This window comes from Sphingomonas sp. BL-S-29, assembly GCF_055521495.1.
The window spans coordinates 2,930,852-2,948,036 of record NZ_CM145482.1 but is presented as its reverse complement, the minus strand read 5'-3'; the positions used below and the strand labels follow the sequence as shown (position 1 = coordinate 2,948,036).

The window sequence follows — 17,185 nt, the reverse complement described above, 5'->3', positions numbered from 1 at the left end:
TCGTAAAGAGGCGCGCTACCAGCGGAAGATCGGGATCGGGTTGAGCGGATGCGCGGCGAGCCCCTGCCCCACCAGCTTCACCAGCCGCCAATGGAAGCCGGCATTGGGAAAGGCCCGTTTGAGCGCGCCGACAAAGGCGAGCGGCAGTCCCCGGCGCATGATCCCCAGCGATACATCAGCGAGATCGGCCTGGCGAAACACCTCGACCAGCGGAAAGCGCGGGTCGCGATAGGGCGTGATCTTGTGGTGCAGGTCGATCATCAGCGCGATCTCCTCCGCCCAGGCTTCCAACCCCTCCCGGACCAGCCAGGCCCGTGCCAGCGCGATCGACGGCGGCAGATAATCCGCCGTCCCCGCCGACCAGATACCGAGATCGTGGAACGCCCCGGCAATGACGATCCGCCGCTTCTGCTCCTCGCTCCAGTCGCCCAGCGCGAAGGCGAAGTTCACCACGCGGCAGACATGGTTGCGATAGCCGGCATAATCGTCGCCGATCGTCTCCCGCCATTCCGACAGGATCGCCTCGAGCAATGGCAGGTCGCGAACCACCGTCGGCATCGCTCTTTCCCCGCGATACGAATAGGCCAAGCCTGGCGCCTAAGGCGAAAGATCGCAACCTATCCCCGTTCGGGCTGAGCTTGTCGAAGCCCTGCTCTTCCTCCCGGGCGGAGAAGAACAGCCCTTCGACAAGCTCAGGGCGAACGGAGGGAAGTAGTTGTACGCCATCTACCCCTTGTTCCGCCGGAAACACCCCGCCGCATGATCGTCAACGATCCCCACTGCCTCCATCCAGGCATAGACGATCACCGGCCCGACGAACTTGAACCCGCGCTTCTTCAACGCGACCGACATCTGCTCCGACAGCGGCGACTTGACCGGTAGATGCACGCCGTCGCCCAGGATCGGCGCGCCGCCCGCCATGCCCCAGACAAATGCGGAGAAATCCTCGCCCGCCTCGCGCATCGCCAGATAGGCCCGGGCATTGCCGATCGTCGCCTCGATCTTGGATCGCGACCGCACGATTCCCGCATCGCCGAGCAACCGCGCGACATCGTCTTCACCGAACCGCGCAACCATCTCGGGATCGAACCCCTGAAACGCCTCGCGAAACGCATCGCGCTTGCGCAGGATCGTGATCCAGGCGAGCCCCGCCTGGAACCCGTCGAGCATCAATTTCTCCCACAGCGCCCGACTGTCACGCTCGGGCACGCCCCATTCCGCGTCATGATAGGCGCGCATCTGCGGGTCGTTGCCGGCCCAGGCGCAACGTTGGAGAGTCACCCCGCCACCTTGCGAAACGGCAGCCGCCGCCCCTCCACGATCGACCGCCACGCCCATTCGACCGGCGCGATGCGGAAATGCCGGACATAGACATTGGCCAGCCACAACAGGCCGATATTGATGACCAAAGCCGTGACCATCATCGCCGCCCATCCTTGAGTCCCGTACAGCGCCAGCGCGAAGGGAGGATAGAGGATCCACAGGCAGATGATCGTCTGCAGCACATAGATCGACAGCGCCGTCCGTCCCGCCGCGACCAGCGGATGCACCAGCCGCGCGCCCATCACGCTCGTCGCCAGCAGGTTGATCAGGCCGACATGACCCAGCGTCATCGCCTGCCGCGCGATCTCCTGTGTCGCCCAGCTGATGTGCGGCGCATCATCGAAGCGCATGATCTCCTCGGCGCCGAAGATGCGCAGCGATCCGCCGACCAGATAGGCCGCGATCGTTATCCGCCAGTAGAAGCGCCGCGACCGCTCCCCCTGCAAGATGCCCAGCTTGAACAGCGCCGCGCCGATCAGCATCAGGCTCGCCGATTCCCATATCGCGAACAGCTCGCCCGGACCGAACAGGCGCTCGGCGCTCATCCGCACCTGCTCGCTCACCCAGCGCACGGTCGTGCTCGACCGGTCGGCATCTTCTTTGGCGATCTCCGCCTGGCGCTCCGCGCGGTCCTTGGTCCGCTCGGCCTCGCGCTTCTGCGCCTTTGCCAAAGCCGCCTTGTCGTCCTTGCTCAGCACCTGGCCGGCCGCGCTCCGCGCCTTCAGCTCGGTAAGCTGGGCCTGCTGCTGCACGCCGCGATAATAGCCGAAATAGCCGGCACCGCCGAGTTGCGTCACCGCCATGAGCAGGCCGATCGCGATCAGCCAGCGCGGCCCGAGCCTGCGGAACCAGAACACCACCAGCGCGGCCAAACCATAAGTGTGCAGGATGTCCCCGCCCCACAGCAGGATGAACATGTGCACCAGCCCGAACGCCACCAGCACGATGTTGCGCCAATAATAACGCCGCATCACCTGCCAGCGCCCGGCCGCCTCGGCCGCGCGGCTCGTCAGGATCACCATGCCCGCGCCGAACAGCATCTCGAGCAGGCAGCGCGCCGTGCCGTTGGCGAACACCTCGCGCAGCCACCAGGCGACCTGGTCGACCGGCGCCCAGCCGAAATGCCGCACATCGCCCCCGGCGCGGAACGACGCGCCCATGTCGTTGACGTTCATGAACAGGATGCCGAGGATCGCCACCCCGCGCAGGATGTCCAGCACCGCGATACGCGGCGCGCCGTCCGGTTCCTCGACCCTGGCTGTCGTCTGCTCGGTCATCGCCTGGTCCCCAACGGCTGGAAGCCTTTGGGTAGCGCAGGACGGAGTGTGTTGCAATGATAATACACAACATGTCGCTTCGTGGCTTGACCCTGTAGCGACTTCAGGGTGCATGGAGGCGATCGCCCACAGATTCGGAGCCCGATCATGGCGATCACTTCCGTGAAACGACTCCACGGCAACGCGGGATCGACGCCGCCAAAGGCTTTGCGATGACAGGGCCGGCGCGAGCCGCTATCCCGGCATCGATGCTCCGTCGTGGATGGCTCCTGCTCTTGTGCCTGCTTACGTCGTCTCTGCTGGCGACCGCGACCCTGTGCGCGCAGGAGGGCTATGCCGCCCCGGAGACCTCCTGCGGCGGAACCGCCCATGTCGACGGCGATGCCGATCAGGTGCCGGCGGACGCCGACCAGCCCTTTCCCCATCATCACGGCACCTGTCACGGGCACAGCCTCGGTGCACCGGTTGCGTCCGCGACGCTCCAGCCGGGCCTGATCGCGCGCGAGGCGCCCGACGCATCCGGCACGTCCCGCGTCGCACGGCGCCTGATCGGTCCAGCCTTCAAGCCGCCCCGCGCCTGATCGACAGCGCGCTCGCGCTTTCGCTCAGGCCCTGAAACTCGGTCGGCGCGGGCTTCCCGCTGCCCCAGGAAAATCGTCATGAAAATCATCGTTGGAGCATTGCTCCCGCTTGCCCTCGCTGCCTGTGGCGGTGCGAGCCCCCCTGCCGAAAACCATGCCGAGGCGGAATCCCGCCATGACGACGGCATGGTACAGCTTACCCCCAAACAGATCGCCACCGCAGGCATCGAAATCAGCAGCCCGACGATCGGCGGCAATGGCGGCACCATCGAGCTGCCCGCGCTGCTCGAAAGCGATCCGCAGGCAACGCGGATCGTCGCCGCCACCTTGCCCGGCCGCATCGTCGAGCTGCGCCACAATCTCGGCGACAGCGTGCGTGCCGGCGAGACCCTGGCGGTGCTGGAAAGCCGCGAGGCCGCCGGTCTTCAGGCGGAGGTGCAACGTGCCGCCGCCGGCGCCGATCTCGCACGCACGACGCTCGCGCGAGACGAAGCGCTCTACGCGAGAGGCTTCCGGCCCCGCCGCGAGGTCGACATCTCCCGCGCCGCCGCCCGACAGGCCGACGTGGCGCTGCGGCTCGCGCGCGAGCAGGTCGCCGCCAGCGGCGCGCGCGGTGGCAGCTACAACCGCATCGTCATCGCCGCGCCGATATCGGGCAGGATCATCGCGAGGCCCGCCATTCTCGGCCGGAATTTCGCGGCGGACGCAGCCGATACCGAGCTGTTCCGTATCGCCCGGCTGGATCGCCTCGGCGTCGCGTTGTCGCTGTCGCCCGCCGATGCCGGGCGCGTGCGGCCGGGCGTCACCGTGCAGGTCACCGCACCGGGCCGAAGCCAGTCCGCCCGCATCAGCTTCGTCTCGCCCGTGCTCGACGCCGCCACGCGCCAGGTGCCCGCCATCGCCATGCTCGACAATCGAGCCGGGCAATGGCGTGCCGGCGAGCCGGTCACGGCCTCGATCCAGCTTCCGGGCGGCAACGACGCCACGATCCGCATACCCTCCACCGCCGTCCAGACGCTCGACGGCAAGACCATCGTCTTCGCCCGCACCGGCACCGGCTTCCGCGCGACACCGGTCACGCTCGGCCGGCAGGATGGCGCCGCGGTCGTCGTGACCGCCGGCCTCAACGGGCGCGAGAAGATCGCCGCGGCCAACAGCTTCACGCTCAAGTCGGCGCTCGGCGCCGCCGAAGCCGGGCATGAGGACTGACCCGTGATCGACCATATCGTCACATGGGCCGTCGACCGGCGCTGGCTGGTCCTGCTGCTCACCGCCATCGCCGCGACCATCGGCAGCATCTCGCTCGCGCGCCTGCCGATCGACGCCGTGCCCGACATCACCAACAACCAGGTGCAGGTGAACGTCATCGCGCCCGCTCTGTCGCCGGAACTGATCGAGAAGCAGGTCGCCTTCCCGATCGAGACCGCGCTAGCCGGCATCAAGGGGCTGGAAAGCACGCGCTCGTTGAGCCGCAACGGCTTCGCGCAGGTCACCGCGATCTTCTCGGATTCGACCGACATCTATTTCGCCCGTGCCCAGGTACAGGAACGGCTGACCGCCGCGCAGGAAACATTGCCCTCGGGCGTCCGGCCGGAAATGGGCCCGATCGCGACCGGCCTCGGCGAAGTCTATATCTGGACCCTGCGCTATGCCGAACGCGCGCACGACCAGCACCGCCCGGGCGAACCCGGCCTGCAACCGGACGGGAGTTATATCACCCCCGAAGGCGACCGGCTGGCGAGCGAGGCCGACAAGGCGACCTATCTCCACACCGTGCAGGACTGGATCGTCGCGCCACAGATCAAGGCGATCGACGGCGTCGCCGGGATCGACTCGCTCGGCGGATACGAGAAGGAATATCTCGTCGTCCCCGACGTCCAGCGGCTCGCCGCGCTGAAACTGTCGCTCGCCGATCTCGCCACCGCGCTCGAACGCAACAACGTCGCGACCGGCGGCGGCACGGTGAACCGCAACGGCGAGGGCCTGGCAGTCCGCGCCGACGCGCGCATCCGCACCCTCGCCCAGTTGCGCGGCACGGTCATCGCCACGCGAGAGGGCGTGCCGATCACCCTCGATCAGGTCGCCGAAGCGCGGCTCGGCCAGGGCGTGCGCATGGGCGCCGGCTCGGAAAATGGCCGCGAAGTGATCACCGGCACCGCGATCATGCGCATCGGCGAGAACAGCCGCACCGTGTCGACCGGCGTCGACGCCCGGCTCAAGGCGATCGCGCCTTCACTACCGCGCGACATCGTGATCGAACCGGTGCTGGACCGCACCAGGCTGGTCGACGCCACCATCGCGACGGTCGCGAAGAATCTGTCCGAAGGCGCCCTGCTCGTCATTATCGTGCTGGTCCTGCTGCTCGGCAATTTCCGCGCGGCGCTGATCGCGGCACTGGTGATCCCGATCACCATGCTGCTCACCGGCTTCGGCATGCTCCGCCTCGGCGTTTCGGCCAATCTGATGAGCCTCGGCGCGCTCGACTTCGGCCTGATCGTCGATGGCGCGGTGATCATCGTCGAGAACGCACTGCGCCGCATCGCCGGGCGCCAGCATGCCGAAGGACGACCGCTGCTCCTCCCGGAGCTGCTCGCCACCATCACCGCCGCCGCGCGCGAGATGATCCGCCCTTCCGTCTATGGCCAGGCGATCATCATCCTCGTCTATGTCCCGCTGCTCACCCTCACCGGCGTGGAGGGCAAGACGTTCGAGCCGATGGCGCTCACCGTCATCATGGCGCTGATCTTCGCCTTCATCCTGTCGCTCACCTTCGTTCCCGCGGCGATCGCGGTCGCGCTGTCACGCCCGGTCGAGGAAAAGGAAGGGCGCGTGCTGGGCTGGCTGCGCCGGCGCTACGAACCCGGCCTCGACCGCGCGATGAAGCGGCCGAAGCTGACGATCGGCATCGCGATCGGCGCGCTGACATTGGCGGCCGGCGCCTACACCACGCTCGGCCAGGAATTCCTGCCCCAGCTCGACGAGGGCGACGTGCTCGTCTCCGCCTTCCGCGTGCCGGGCACCTCGGTCGAGCAGAGCCAGAAGATGCAAGCCCAGATCGAACACGCGCTGAAAGGCATGCCCGAGATCCGCACCGTCTTCTCGCGCACCGGCACGGCGGAGGTCGCGTCCGATCCGATGCCGCCCAACGCGACCGATACCTTCATCATGCTCAAGGACCGCAGGTTCTGGCCGAAGCCGTCCGAGGAGAAGGCCGCGGTGGTGAAGCGGATCGAGGCACGGATCGCGCAGGTGCCCGGCCATGCCTATGAAGTCACCCAGCCGATCCAGATGCGCTTCAACGAGCTGATCGCCGGCGTGCGATCGGATGTGGCAGTCAAGATTTTCGGCGAGGACTTTGCCGAGATGAATGCCACCGCCGCCCGGATCGCCGCCGTACTTCGCCGCACGCCCGGCGCAGAGGACGTCAAGGTCGAGCAGACCGAAGGCTTGCCGATGCTCGACATCGCTTATGCGCAGGATCGCGCCGCGCGGGTCGGCGTCGGCGCTCAGGACGTCGCCGACACCGTCGCCACCGCGGTGGGCGGGCGCGAGGCGGGGCGGATCTTCGAAGGCGACCGCAGCTTCCCCGTCGTCATCCGCCTCGCCGATGCGGCGCGCGCCGATCTCGAGACGCTCGGCCAGACGCCGGTACCGACCCCGGCCGGCAGCTTCGTCCCGCTCACCTCGGTCGCCGACATCCAGGTCCTGAACGGCCCGAACCAGATCAGCCGCGAAAACGGCAAGCGCCGCGTGGTGGTGCAGGCCAATGTCCGCGGCCGCGACGTGGCGAGCGTCGTGGCCGAAGCGCGCACGGCGATCGCACGCGAGGTTCAGCTTCCCGCCGGCACCTGGCTCGAATGGGGTGGCCAGTTCGAAAATCTGGCCTCGGCACGCGACCGGCTCGCGCTGGTCGTGCCTGCATGCTTCGCGCTAATCATGCTGCTGCTGTTCGGCGCGCTCGGCAACATCCGCGATGCCGCAATCGTCTTCACCGGCGTACCGCTCGCGCTGGTCGGCGGCGTGCTCGCCCTGCTGTTGCGCGGCATGCCCTTCTCGATCTCCGCCGCGGTCGGGTTCATCGCATTGTCGGGCATCGCAGTACTGAACGGACTGGTCATGCTCACCTCGATCCAGCAGCTCGTTGCCGAGGGGCACGACCGTGCGTCAGCGGCACGGGAGGGTGCGCTGGCGCGCCTGCGCCCGGTGGTGATGACGGCGCTGGTGGCGAGTCTCGGCTTCGTACCGATGGCGCTCGGTCACGGCGCCGGCGCCGAAGTGCAGAAGCCGCTTGCCACGGTGGTGATCGGCGGCGTGGTCAGCGCGACCTTGCTCACCCTGTTCCTGCTGCCGACGCTCTACCGGCGGTTCGGCGCGGCGGGGCCTGCATCATAGGGCGACCGCTATCCGTTCAGGGCCGGACCCTGCGTGCCTCGCAGCAGCGCATCCCTAGCTTTTCGATCGAACGCGTAGTTTAAGCGGTCGAAGATGGCCGATCCAACGGTCGCTCACCTGGTTGTGCCGCGCGTTGCGGGCGATCGTGAAAGTCTCTGGTTCCGATGGCCGATGTTACCGACATGCCCGATATAGCGCTGGAACACACCGCGCCCAAGCGGTTGGCCGGGCTGGACGGCATTGCCGTGGAACGCCTCCTCGGCGGGGCCGTGTTGAAGGGGCAGGATCCGCACGCATTGCTCCGCGAAGCGGGCATCGACCCGGCAGTGTATGGCAACGACCAGGCGTCGATCGATGGCCGCGACCTGTTTCGCCTGGTGCGGCAGGCTCAAATCGCGCTTGATGATTCCTTTTTCGGCTTCTTCGCGGAGCGGTTCCGGCTCGCGCTCGAGCTGGAACGCACGCTCACCTATCTGCACTGCGAGACATTCGGGGAATCGATCCGGGTCAGCATCCGCTTCACCCAGGCATTGTCGGGAGACATTGGCCCCCAGCTCGTCGAAGACCATGCCGGCCTCAAGCATGTCTGCGTCTATCACACCGTCGATGGCGTGGACCGCGACATCTTCGTCTGGCTGCGCTTCGTATGGATTTTCCAGTGGTTCAGTTGGCTCATCGGACGTCCGCTGCGCCTCCGCGGCGTCAGCGTGCGCGCCGCGCGGCCGGTGCAGGCGAACGGCTTCGATCGGTTCGCTCTGTTCGGCTGTCCGATCGAATATGAGGCGCCGATCGATGCGCTTTGCTATGATCGCGCCGATCTCGGCGCGCCGCTGGTCCACCGCACGCTCGCCGAATTCGAAGAATATAATGCGAGCAATCCCGACTGGTTCGCGACGCCGATCGGCCGTTCGACCTGGCGCGCGCAAACCGAGCAAGCGCTCGTCGAGCTTCAGCGCGCAAAAATCTGGTCGGCCCCGATCGAATCCGTCGCAGCGCGATTGCGCAGCCGCCCGCGCCGGCTCCGGCGCGATCTCGCGCGGGAGGGTGAGAGCTTCCAGCACATCAGGACGCGACTCCGCGGCGAGCTTGCGGCGGCCTATCTGCTGGCGACGGAGCTGCCGATAACCGAAGTCGGCTACCGCGTCGGGTTCAGCGAGCCCGGCAGCTTCACGCGCAACTTCGCCGAATGGGCGGGCGTGACGCCGAGCGACTACCGCGCGCGCTACAAGTCGGACAGCGGACGAGTCACCGCGGCAACGCTGCTGCTCAGCGATCGGACAACCGCCTAGACTCGCGGCGACCAGCTGGTCACTTGCGTTAAATCTTCCTGTCACACTGGTCATCGCCACGGAGCCGCCTGATCGACCACATGCTCCCAAGATAAAAAATATGGGAGGATGTCATGACCGGTAATCGGAATCTCAACGCGCGCCTGCTCGGCACCTCGGCACTCGCCGCGATGCTGTGCGCAGCCGCGCCGGCATGGGCTCAAAGCACGGACACCGGCGCCGCATCGGACACGCCGGTTTCTCCATCCGATACAAGCGCGGCTGATGGCGATGCCCCCGACATCGTCGTCACGGGCACCAGCATTCGCGGCGTTCGGCCCACCGGGTCCAACCTGATCCGGCTGTCGCGGGACGATATCAAGCTGATCGGCGCGGCGACCACGCCCGATCTGCTCGCCACCGTGCCGCAATTGAACAGCTTCAACACGGCACCTCGGACCAGCAACGGCGGACTGGGTTCTTTCGCACCCGGCCTCCGCGGCCTGCCGTCGAGCGCGACATTGCCGTTGATGAACGGGCATCGGCTGATCTCGGGAAGCACGCAGCAAACCAATCCCGATTTTCCCTTCCTGCCGGAACTGGCAATCGAACGGGTGGAAATCGTCGCGGACGGTGCTTCGGCCATCTATGGCTCGGACGCCGTTGCCGGCGTGGTGAACTTCATCACGCGCAATCACTTTTCCGGTGTCGAGGCCACCGCCCGCTACGGCATGGCGGATGACTATCACACGTTCAGTGCCGGCGGCATCGTCGGCAAGGACTGGGGCAGCGGATCGATCGCGGCGTCGTACCAATATGCGGAGAGCAACAACATCACCGGTGCTGACCGGCGCTATCGCTCGCTCGATTTCAGGGCGGCCGGCGGTGTGGACACCCGCGCGACGGTGTGCCCGGCGGCAAACGTCAATCTGTTCCTTGGAACCATCTACGCCGCGCCCGGCCTTGCGCCAGGGACCAACACCTGTGACCCGAGAGGGCCCGTCGACCTTCTTCCCGCCAATCGCACGCACAGCGCGTTCCTGACCGCGCGCCAGGACGTCGCCACGAACGTGACGCTATGGGGCGAAGTCCTCTATTCAGATCGCAAGGACACGGTCCAGGCCGCATTGCCCGGTCAGACCTTCGTCCTCATTCTTCCGTCAAACCCGTTCTACCGCGCGCCGCCCGGCACCGCGGCGGGGTATGAATATGTCGATTTCCGGCCCGACAACCTCGTCGGCGCGGACCATTTCGATCAGACCTATCGTGTCAGAAGCGGCAATTCGTCGGTCGGTGTCGATGCGAAACTCGGCGATTTCAAGCTGACGGCCTCGGGCACCTTCAACTGGTCGCGCAACGACACGTTCCAGCCCGGGATCAACACCACGGCGCTGACCGCGGCCGCAGCCGGAACCACGCGCGCGACCGCACTGGATCCGTTCGGAACCGGCACCAGCCCGGCGGTCGTCGCGGCGATCCTGAACAACCCGACCGATTTCATCAATCACCAGCGCACCAAATTGGGCGCTGTCAGGATCGACGGCCCCTTGGCCGAACTGCCCGGCGGGCAGATCAAGATCGCGGCCGGTGCCGAATATCGCCGCGAGACCTATGACCAGCGGGGCTCCAGCGGCGGTGTCGGGTTCCCCGAAGATCTCGATCGCAACGTCGGCTCGCTCTACGGCGAACTGTTCGTGCCGTTCTTCGGTCAAGGGAACGCAGCACCCTTCATGCACAGCCTCTCGCTGTCGCTGTCGGGGCGCTATGACCATTATAGCGATTTCGGGTCCACCACCAATCCGAAGGTCGGCATCGATTGGGCGCCGTTAGACGGGCTTACCCTGAGGGGCACCTACGGACGCTCGTTCCGCGCACCGGGGCTGCGCGATCTGGGCTCGACCGTCGGCTCCTATTACGCGGCAGCCTCTCTGGTCGACGCCTTTGGCGTTCGCGATCCCTCGCGCGGCGCAACCCAGGTCAATACGATCCTGCTGCTCGGCGGCAACAAGTCGCTAAAGCCCGAAAAGGCCCGCACCTTCTCGTTCGGCGCGGATCTGCGGCCGACCTTCCTTCCCGGCTTCAGCGCGAGCGTAACCTTCTACGACATCGTCTATAACGACGTGATCGGCACGCCATACGGGCTGGGCGCGCTGATCTTCACCGATCCGACCTTCGCGTCGCGGGTCCTCCGCAATCCGTCGGCCGCGCAGGTGGCCAGCGGCATCAGCAATACCGTGCCCTTCTACTTCACCTTCGCCGCGGTCCCGACGGTCGGGAACTTCCTCGATCTTCGCCAGGGCAATTTCGGGGTGCGCAAGACCAACGGCCTCGACTTCGACGTGAATTATCGCCGTCAGACCTCGTTCGGTTCGGCGTTCGCCGGCGTCGCCGGCAACTACATCTTCACCTACAAGACGCAGTTCTCGGCGACCTCCATCGTCAGCAACTCGCTGGATGCCGGTATCCCGCGCACGACGCTGCGGACGACCCTGGGCGTCACGGCCGGTCCGGTCACCCTGGTCAATTTCGTCAATCATCGCAGCGGCGTGACCGGCCCCTATGCGACCCCGACCGGATCGAGCGTCTACACCGCCAAGGGGTACACCACCGTCGATCTGCGGCTGTCCGTGCGGCTGCCCAATGTCGGCCTTGCGAAAGGCACGGAACTGTCGCTGCAGATCAACGATCTGTTCGACGCGACGCCGCCCTATTTCCCGGCCACCGATGGGATCGGCGGCGGCTACAATGTCATCGGGCGCTATGCCGCGATGAGCCTGCGAAAGGCATTCTGACCGATCGAACGGGCACCCGGAGATCGCGGCGATGGTCGCGGTCTCCTTCGGCCCTCCCGACCCTCGCACCAGCGGCAAGTATTCCACCAGATGCAACATCACGCCTTCACCCTGGACAAGTTCATCGACCATGCCGCCAAATGGCATGGGGCCGGCACGGTCGCGACCGCATCGCGCGGCGCGGTCCTGCAGCGTGCCGGCTATGCCGACCTGCGCGCGCGCAGCAACCGGCTCTCCGGCGCGCTGCTGGCCATCGGGCTCCGGGTCGGCGACCGCGTCGGCACGCTGGCATGGAATACGCAGCATCATCTCGAGCTCTATTATGCGACGATGAATGCCGGCCTGGTGTGCCACACGCTGAATCCCCGGCTTACCGCGGCGCAGCTCGCGGCGATGATCGACGAGGCGGAGGACCGCGTGCTGGCGATCGCCGCGACCCTCGCACCGATACTGGCGGAAGTGCTGCCGCTTTGCCCGAGGGTCGAGCGAGTCATCATGCTCGATGCGCCTGCCGATCCGGCCCTTGTCGCCGGCTGCGCGGTGCCGGTCGAGGGGCTCGACGCCCTGGTCGAGGCACATGGCCGCGCCCTCGAATGGGGGCAGTTCGACGAGACCAGCCCTGCCGGCCTGTGCTTCACCTCGGGAACGACCGGCAAGCCCAAGGGCGTGGTGTTCACCCACCGCTCCAATTATCACCACACGCTGATGTCGATTCAGCCCGACGCCTATTGCCTGTCGGCGAAGGACATCATTCTCGTCGCCATCCCGATGTTCCATGCCAATGCCTGGGGGTTCCCCTTCTCCGCGCCTGCGGTGGGCGCGAGCCTGGTGCTGCCCGGGCGCGAGCTGGACGGCGCAAGCCTGGCGGCGCTGATCCGCAGCGAGAAAGTGACCATCGCCGGCGGCGTGCAGACCGTCTGGATCGGCCTGCTCGACCATCTCGACGCCACCGGCGAGGACGTGCCGAGCCTCGAGCGCCTCATCATCGGCGGATCGAAATGCCCGGAGGCGCTGATCCGGCGCATGGAGGAGCGGCTGGGCGCGCGCGTCCAGACGACCTGGGGCATGACCGAGATGTCGCCGCTCGGCACCGTGGATTCGGTGCAGTTTCCGCCGGCTGCCGAGCGGTCCTCCGGCCGCCCGCCATTCGGCGTCGATCTCAGGCTCACCGATGCCGATGACGTCACCTTGCCGGAGCAACGCGGCGTGATCGGGCATCTGAAGGTCAAGGGACCTGCGGTGATCGACCGCTATTTCAACGCGGCAGACAGCGCGCTCGATCCGGAAGGCTATTTCGACACCGGCGATCTCGCCACCATCGACGAAAGCGGCGCGCTGACGATCTGCGGGCGCTCCAAGGACCTGATCAAGTCGGGCGGCGAGTGGATCAACCCGGCGGAGATGGAAGCGATCATCGGCCGCGATCCGCGCGTCGGCCAGGTCGCGGTGATCGGCAAGCCTCACCCTAAATGGGGCGAGCGCCCGGTGCTGGTGGTGGAGCTCAGCCTCGGCGACACCGGCGACGCCTGGGCGCTGATCGAGGCGCTGCGCGGCAGAGTAGCCGATTGGTGGCTGCCCGATGAAATCATTCAGCTGCCGCGCATGCCGCTGGCGGCGACCGGCAAGATCGACAAGGTCCGGCTCCGCACCGCTCATGCGCAAGGGGAGTTCGACCATTATGTCGCCGCTCGCCCCTGAACTGAAGATCGGCCCTGACCTGAAGATCGGTGTCGTCGGCGCGGGCCTGATGGGCGCGGAGATCGCGCTCGTCTTCGCGTTGGCGGGCATGGACGTGCTGCTCAACGACAGCAATCCGGCGGCATTGGACGCCGCAATGGCAAGGCTCGGCACAGTCCTGGATCGCGGCATCGCGCGCGGATTCTACACAGCGGATCAGCGCACCCTGGCGCTCGAACGGCTGCAGCCCGCGCCCGATCTCGCCCGTTTCGGCGACCGCGACCTGGTGACCGAGGCAGTGTTCGAATCGCTCGACGTCAAGCGCACGGTCCTCACCGCACTCGACCATGCCTGCCCGCCGGCATGCATCATCGCATCGAATACCTCCACCCTGCCGATCTCGACGCTCAGCGCGGCCTTGCCGCCCGAGCGCAGGGCGAGATTCCTCGGCACCCATTATTTCTCGCCGGTCTCGCGGATGCAGTTGGTCGAGGTCGTCCCGGCCTTCGACACGGATCCCGACATCCTCGCCTGGACCCTCTCCCTGCTCGCCCGCGTCGGCAAGCAACCGATCGCGGTCAAGGACGTCGCCGGCTTCGCGGTGAACCGGATGCTGCACGCGATGCTGATCGAGGCAGTGCGGCTGGTCGAGGAAGGCGTCGCGACGCCCGAGGACCTGGACACGGCCTGCCGTCTGGGGCTCGGCCATCCGATCGGGCCATTCGCCCTGATGGACGCTGTGACGTCTAGCCTGTGCGTCCAGGTCCAGGAGATCCTGCTGGATTCCTACGGCGAGCGCTTCCGCCCGCCGCCCCTGCTCAAGCAGCGTGTCGCCGCCGGCTATGCCGGCGGGCGGGGCAAGCCGGGCTGGCTCGGCAAGGCTTGAGGAGAGACGCGTGGAACAGCCAATGACTACTCGATCGAGCCGGGGCGCCACCATCACGCTGGCGATGCTGTGTTTCGTCTATGTCCTCAATTTCCTCGATCGCCAGCTGATCTCGATCCTCGCCAAGCCGATCCAGGACGGCCTGCACGTCAGCGATGGCCAGCTGGGCATGATCACCGGCTTCTATTTCGCGTGCTTCTACTGCGTGATCGCGATCCCGATCGGCTGGCTCGCCGATCGCACCAATCGGGTCCATGTCCTGTCGGTCGCCTGTGCGATCTGGAGCGCGGCGACCGCGGCCTGCGGTTTGGCCGGCAGTTACGGCCAGCTCGTGGCGGCGCGGATGATGGTCGGCATCGGCGAGGCAGGCGGCGTGCCGCCATCCTACGCGATCATCTCGGACTCCTTCCCGCGCGAGCGGCGCACCACGGCGATGGCGATCTTCAATCTCGGCCCGCCGATCGGGTCGGCGCTGGGCGTTGCCTTCGGAGCGACGCTGGCGGCGGCCTTCGACTGGCGCACGCCTTTCTACGTGATCGGCGCGATCGGCGTGGTCGCAGCGCTGGGAGTCTGGTTCATCGTCCGGGAGCCCGCGCGCGGGCAGAAGGACGCGCCGTCAGAGGCATCACCCCCCGGCACCAAGCCGCTCGGACTTGTCGCGACGATCGCGCACTTCTTCCGCAATCCGCTGCTGTTGATGGCGTCGCTGGCCAGCGGTGCGGGCAATTTCATCACCTATGGACTGCTCAATTTCACGACGCTGTTCCTGATGCGCGAAAAGGGCATGGCGCTGGGCGACGTCGCGGTCTGGTATGCGCTGGTCGTCGGGATCGGCATGGGGGGTGGAATCTTCGCCTCGGGGCGGATCGTCGATCGGTTCGCGGCACGCAGCAAGGCGGCCTATGCCACGGTCCCGGCCATCTCGCTGCTGCTGGCCCTGCCCTTCTTCCTCGGCTTCGTCTGGGCGCCGACTTGGCAGCTGGCCCTGGCCTTTCTGTGCGTGCCGATGTTCCTCAATTCCTTCTTCCTGTCTGCGACCGTCACCTTCGTGCAAGGCGAGGTTCCGGCCGAGCGGCGCGTGATCTCCGGCGCGCTGCTGCTGCTGGTGATGAACTTCATCGGCCTCGGCCTCGGCCCGACCTATGTCGGCATGGCCAGCGACTTCTTCCGGCCGACGCATGGCGGCCACGCCCTCCAGGCCGCTTATTACGCCCTCGCCCCCATGTACCTGATCGGAGCCGCGCTCTTTCTGGTCCTGGGTCGCCTGATCCGTCGCAACGAACGTCTCCACGAAGGAGCCCTGTCATGAAGAGCCTGTCGCACCTGCTGATCGTCGCCATCGCCACCTGCGGGGCGTTCGCCATACCCGCCGACGCAGGCGCGTCGCCGCCCGGCCAGGCACCAGTGGTCAAGGCCCCGGCTGGGTCGGTGAGCGGCCTGCGCGAGGGCGATGCCGATGTCTTCCGCGCGATCCCCTATGCGCTGCCCCCGGTGGGCGAGCGCCGCTGGCGCGCACCCGCGCCGATGCCGCAGTGGAAAGGCGTGCGGCCGGCAAAGACGATGGGCGTCGCCTGCATGCAGCCGCCAATGGCGGCCGGTCCCTATGATCGCGGCAAGGTCGCGATGTCGGAGGATTGCCTCACGCTCGACGTCACCGCACCGGCGAACGCGCGCAATGCGCCGGTCATGGTCTGGATTCACGGCGGCACGCTGATCTGGGGTTCGGGCCATTCGCCGATGTACGACGGCGGGGCGTTCGCCAAACGCGGCGTCGTGCTTGTCTCGATCAACTATCGCCTCGGCGTGTTCGGCTATCTCGCCCACCCCGAACTGAGCAAGGAATCGTCGGAAGGCGTCTCCGGCAATTACGGCCTGCTCGACCAGATCCAGGCGCTGCAATGGGTGCGCAGGAACATCGCCGCGTTCGGGGGCGATCCGCGCAACGTGACGATCTTCGGCGAATCGGCGGGCGCGCTCAGCACCGAATATCTGCTCGCCTCGCCAACGGCGCGCGGCACGTTCGACCGGGCCATCGTCGAGAGCGGCTATCTGTTCACCATGCCCGAGCTGCGCAGCAAGCGCGGGGAAGAGTTCGCCGCCGAGGACATCGGCGTCTGGCTGGCGGGCAAGCTGCAGGCGCCCAATCTCGCGGCACTGCGCGCGATGGACGCGCGCCAACTCGCCGATGCGTCCGCCGCCACAGGCTATGTTCCCTATGGTACGATCGACGGCAAGATCCTTAAGCGCCAGCTCGTCGACACCTTCGATCGCGGCGAGCAGGCACCGGTGCCGCTCATCGCCGGATTCAACAGCGGCGAAATCCGCACCCTGCGCCACTTGCTGCCGCCGGTTCCGCAAAGCGCGCAGGCCTATGCGGACGAGATCAAGGCGCGGTACGGCGACCTCGCCGACGCCTATCTGCGCCTCTACCCCACGTCCCGCGACCTCGCCCAGAACGGCCTGGACAGCACGCGCGACGCAGTGTTCGGCTGGGCCTCGGAACGGCTTGTGCGCAAGCAGGCCGCGCTCGGCCAGCCGGCATACCTCTATTATTTCAGCCACAGTTATCCGAGCGCGGACGCCGCGGACATGACAGGCTTCCACGCCAGCGAGGTGCCGTTCGTGTTCGGGACGATGACCAATACCCCGTCCTTCTGGCCGGCGATCCCCAACACCACGACTGAACGGCGCATCTCGGACCAGATGCTCGATTACTGGACCGGCTTTGCCCGCAACGGGACGCCCTCGTCCCCCAACGGACCGGCCTGGGCGCCGTTCGGCACCGCAAGCGCCTTCATGCACTTCGGCGAAAGCGCGAACGCCTCGACCGGGTTCATGCCGGGCATGTACGCGCTTCACGAGCAGGTGATGTGCCGACGCCGCGCGGAAGGCAGCCAGTCCTGGACCTGGCGCACGGGGAGCAGTGCGCCGGTTCTGCCGGCTCCGGCCCCTGGATGCGCGCAATAATCGCTTAGGGATTACGGTATTG

The 17,185-nt window shown here is 66.9% G+C and carries 12 protein-coding genes; 9 read left to right on the top strand and 3 right to left on the bottom strand.

Going from position 1 to position 17,185, the window contains the following annotated elements:
- Positions 1-15 precede the first annotated feature (15 nt).
- The 3 genes from ACZ1I2_RS14145 to ACZ1I2_RS14135 form a co-directional block, all read right to left on the bottom strand.
- Positions 16-558: a hypothetical protein gene (locus tag ACZ1I2_RS14145; RefSeq protein ID WP_465173503.1), complete on the bottom strand. Its 543-nt coding sequence runs from the start codon at positions 556-558 to the stop codon at positions 16-18.
- Positions 559-726: 168 nt separating this feature from the next.
- Complete coding sequence (locus ACZ1I2_RS14140) at positions 727-1,239, bottom strand: DNA-3-methyladenine glycosylase I (RefSeq protein WP_465181662.1); 513 nt, start codon at positions 1,237-1,239, stop codon at positions 727-729.
- Between the two features lie 38 nt (positions 1,240-1,277).
- Positions 1,278-2,600: a DUF418 domain-containing protein gene (locus tag ACZ1I2_RS14135; RefSeq protein WP_465176819.1), complete on the bottom strand. Its 1,323-nt coding sequence runs from the start codon at positions 2,598-2,600 to the stop codon at positions 1,278-1,280.
- Between the two features lie 248 nt (positions 2,601-2,848).
- Here ACZ1I2_RS14135 and ACZ1I2_RS14130 point away from each other — a divergent pair, with 248 nt between their 5' ends.
- From ACZ1I2_RS14130 to ACZ1I2_RS14090, 9 genes are all read left to right on the top strand, one after another.
- Positions 2,849-3,181, top strand: coding sequence for a hypothetical protein (locus tag ACZ1I2_RS14130; RefSeq protein WP_465173506.1), 333 nt, complete (start codon positions 2,849-2,851; stop codon positions 3,179-3,181).
- 78 nt (positions 3,182-3,259) lie between these two features.
- Complete coding sequence (locus tag ACZ1I2_RS14125; RefSeq protein ID WP_465176820.1) at positions 3,260-4,390, top strand: efflux RND transporter periplasmic adaptor subunit; 1,131 nt, start codon at positions 3,260-3,262, stop codon at positions 4,388-4,390.
- A gap of 3 nt (positions 4,391-4,393) precedes the next feature.
- Positions 4,394-7,573 carry an efflux RND transporter permease subunit gene (locus ACZ1I2_RS14120; protein WP_465176821.1) on the top strand — a complete coding sequence of 1,060 codons (3,180 nt, stop codon included), beginning with the start codon at positions 4,394-4,396 and terminating at the stop codon, positions 7,571-7,573.
- A gap of 182 nt (positions 7,574-7,755) precedes the next feature.
- The gene (locus ACZ1I2_RS14115; RefSeq protein WP_465176822.1) at positions 7,756-8,862 is read left to right on the top strand and encodes an AraC family transcriptional regulator; all 1,107 of its coding nucleotides are present in this window, start codon (positions 7,756-7,758) and stop codon (positions 8,860-8,862) included.
- A 113-nt stretch (positions 8,863-8,975) separates the two neighbouring features.
- A complete protein-coding gene (locus ACZ1I2_RS14110; protein WP_465176823.1) occupies positions 8,976-11,633 on the top strand; it encodes a TonB-dependent receptor plug domain-containing protein in 2,658 nt (885 codons plus the stop codon).
- Between the two features lie 90 nt (positions 11,634-11,723).
- Positions 11,724-13,331, top strand: a complete 1,608-nt coding sequence (locus ACZ1I2_RS14105; RefSeq protein ID WP_465176824.1) for an AMP-binding protein — start codon at positions 11,724-11,726, stop codon at positions 13,329-13,331.
- Entirely contained in the window at positions 13,312-14,196 is an 885-nt protein-coding gene (locus tag ACZ1I2_RS14100; protein WP_465173512.1) for a 3-hydroxyacyl-CoA dehydrogenase family protein, read from the top strand. Before ACZ1I2_RS14105 ends, ACZ1I2_RS14100 begins: the two co-directional genes overlap by 20 nt.
- Before the next feature lie 22 nt (positions 14,197-14,218).
- Positions 14,219-15,505 carry a spinster family MFS transporter gene (locus ACZ1I2_RS14095; protein ID WP_465173513.1) on the top strand — a complete coding sequence of 429 codons (1,287 nt, stop codon included), beginning with the start codon at positions 14,219-14,221 and terminating at the stop codon, positions 15,503-15,505.
- Positions 15,502-17,163 (top strand): carboxylesterase/lipase family protein, encoded by a 1,662-nt coding sequence (locus ACZ1I2_RS14090; protein WP_465176827.1) that lies wholly within the window; start codon positions 15,502-15,504, stop codon positions 17,161-17,163. Before ACZ1I2_RS14095 ends, ACZ1I2_RS14090 begins: the two co-directional genes overlap by 4 nt.
- Positions 17,164-17,185: the final 22 nt, after the last annotated feature.

Excerpts from the sequence above, each read along its gene's own strand:
- ACZ1I2_RS14145 (WP_465173503.1), bottom strand. The coding sequence starts at position 558 with ATGCCGACGGTGGTTCGCGACCTGCCATTGCTCGAGGCGATCCTGTCG.
- ACZ1I2_RS14140 (WP_465181662.1), bottom strand. The coding sequence starts at position 1,239 with ATGCGCGCCTATCATGACGCGGAATGGGGCGTGCCCGAGCGTGACAGT.
- ACZ1I2_RS14135 (WP_465176819.1), bottom strand. The coding sequence starts at position 2,600 with ATGACCGAGCAGACGACAGCCAGGGTCGAGGAACCGGACGGCGCGCCG.
- ACZ1I2_RS14130 (WP_465173506.1), top strand. The coding sequence starts at position 2,849 with ATGCTCCGTCGTGGATGGCTCCTGCTCTTGTGCCTGCTTACGTCGTCT.
- ACZ1I2_RS14125 (WP_465176820.1), top strand. The coding sequence starts at position 3,260 with ATGAAAATCATCGTTGGAGCATTGCTCCCGCTTGCCCTCGCTGCCTGT.
- ACZ1I2_RS14115 (WP_465176822.1), top strand. The coding sequence starts at position 7,756 with ATGCCCGATATAGCGCTGGAACACACCGCGCCCAAGCGGTTGGCCGGG.
- ACZ1I2_RS14110 (WP_465176823.1), top strand. The coding sequence starts at position 8,976 with ATGACCGGTAATCGGAATCTCAACGCGCGCCTGCTCGGCACCTCGGCA.
- ACZ1I2_RS14105 (WP_465176824.1), top strand. The coding sequence starts at position 11,724 with ATGCAACATCACGCCTTCACCCTGGACAAGTTCATCGACCATGCCGCC.
- ACZ1I2_RS14100 (WP_465173512.1), top strand. The coding sequence starts at position 13,312 with ATGTCGCCGCTCGCCCCTGAACTGAAGATCGGCCCTGACCTGAAGATC.
- ACZ1I2_RS14095 (WP_465173513.1), top strand. The coding sequence starts at position 14,219 with ATGACTACTCGATCGAGCCGGGGCGCCACCATCACGCTGGCGATGCTG.
- ACZ1I2_RS14090 (WP_465176827.1), top strand. The coding sequence starts at position 15,502 with ATGAAGAGCCTGTCGCACCTGCTGATCGTCGCCATCGCCACCTGCGGG.